The sequence below is a fragment of the Wolbachia endosymbiont of Glossina morsitans morsitans genome, assembly GCF_000689175.1.
GTDB classification, from domain to species: domain Bacteria; phylum Pseudomonadota; class Alphaproteobacteria; order Rickettsiales; family Anaplasmataceae; genus Wolbachia; species Wolbachia pipientis.
Map to the genome: position 1 here is coordinate 1 of NZ_AWUH01000059.1, position 1620 is coordinate 1620.

General features: G+C 37.2%; 1 protein-coding gene. It reads right to left on the minus strand.

The annotated features are described in order from the left end of the window. Positions 1 to 1541, minus strand: a 1541-nt coding sequence (locus WGMM_RS01440) for a ribonuclease J (protein WP_038249001.1), incomplete at its 3' end; no start/stop codon positions are given. Between the last annotated feature and the right edge of the window lie 79 nt (positions 1542 to 1620).

Below are 1620 nucleotides of genomic sequence, written 5' to 3' on the forward strand. Positions count from 1 at the left end.
TTTTTTGTTGGCTGCAAACTAAACAACGACTCAACTTTCTTGACAATTTTCTGTATGGTAGCTGCATCTTCTAGCACTTCAAAAACACCAGGTACAAATACTTTTGGTTTAGCAAGCAATTTATTTTTCTTGTTTACAACTGCTGTTACCACAATAACTCCGGCATCTCTCATTCTTTTACGCATTTTTATAACACTGCTCTCCGGATGACGTAGCAACATACCATCAATACCAAAGTAGTCAACATCAATTGAATCAACCTTTTCTCCGTTCTCCAAATTAACAATATCACCTGGTGCAATCATTATTGCTTTTGCCACACCGCACTCTTTAGCAAATTTTACATGTGCATGCGTGTGAATATATTCGCCGTGAACTGGAATAGACATCTTCGGTTTTATTAAAGAATACATTTCCTTTAGCTCTTCTCTTGTTGGATGCCCAGAAGCATGAACATGCTCTGTTTTTTCAGTAATAACTTCTACCCCCATCTCAACAAAGGCATTGAGCATGTTGTGCGCACGAGTTTCATTTCCAGGAATGATTTTTGACGAAAAGATCATGGTATCACCTTGCTGCATTTTAAATGCTTGATGACTCTTAGCAGCAAGTCTTGCGGTAGCTGCCAGTGGCTCACCTTGACAACCTGTGCAAAGTAGCACCAGTTCTTCCCTTGGAAAATTTACTGCTTCCTTTGCTTCAAGAAACTGAGGAGAATCAGTTAAATAACCACTATCTTGCGCAACTTTCACTATTCTCCATAAAGATCTACCAAGTAAAACTACTTTTCTATTTAGTGCTTTTGCAGCTTGGCTTATCGTTTCAATTCGTGCCACATTCGAAGCGAATAGCGAAACAGCAACTAATTTTTTAGACCGCTTTATTATGTTATAAATATTATTATAAATTTCACCTTCTGACTCAGGGTGATGCTTGCTTAATATATTGGTTGAATCGCAAATTGCTGCAAGCAGGTCACCTTTATCGCCAATTTCTTTTAGACGCTCCATATTAGAAGTTAATCCAACAACAGGTTTTGGATCAAATTTCCAGTCTCCGGTATGGAGTGCACTACCCATTTCAGTGCTAATTAATATTGAATTTGCCTCAGGAATTGAATGAGTTACATTTATAAACTCGACGGTAAAAGGACCAAAATTTATGCTGCCATTTATGTCTACCTCCTTTACAGGCACTATACCTTCCAATCGAAATTCTTTTAGTTTTTCTTTAAGAAAATTAACCGTAAACTTTGTTGTATATATGGAGCACTGCAACTCTTCCCACAAGTGGGGCACTGCACCGCAGTGGTCCTCATGTGCATGCGTAATTATTATTCCAAGCAAATCATTTTTTCTTTGAACAATAAAATCCACATCAGCAATGAGCAGCTCAACACCTGGCATAGTTTCATCTGCAAAACCGATACCAAGGTCGATCATAATCCACTTGCCTTGGTAATGATATAGGCTAACGTTCATTCCGATTTTTCCTACTCCCCCAAGCGGAAGAAATAAAAACTCGTTTTTGTTTATATTCATTAATTTTAAATTATTAAAACCTGAGAATAGCAAAAACTCGGTCTTAAATAAAGAAATTATTAGCTTTTACATAGTTTTA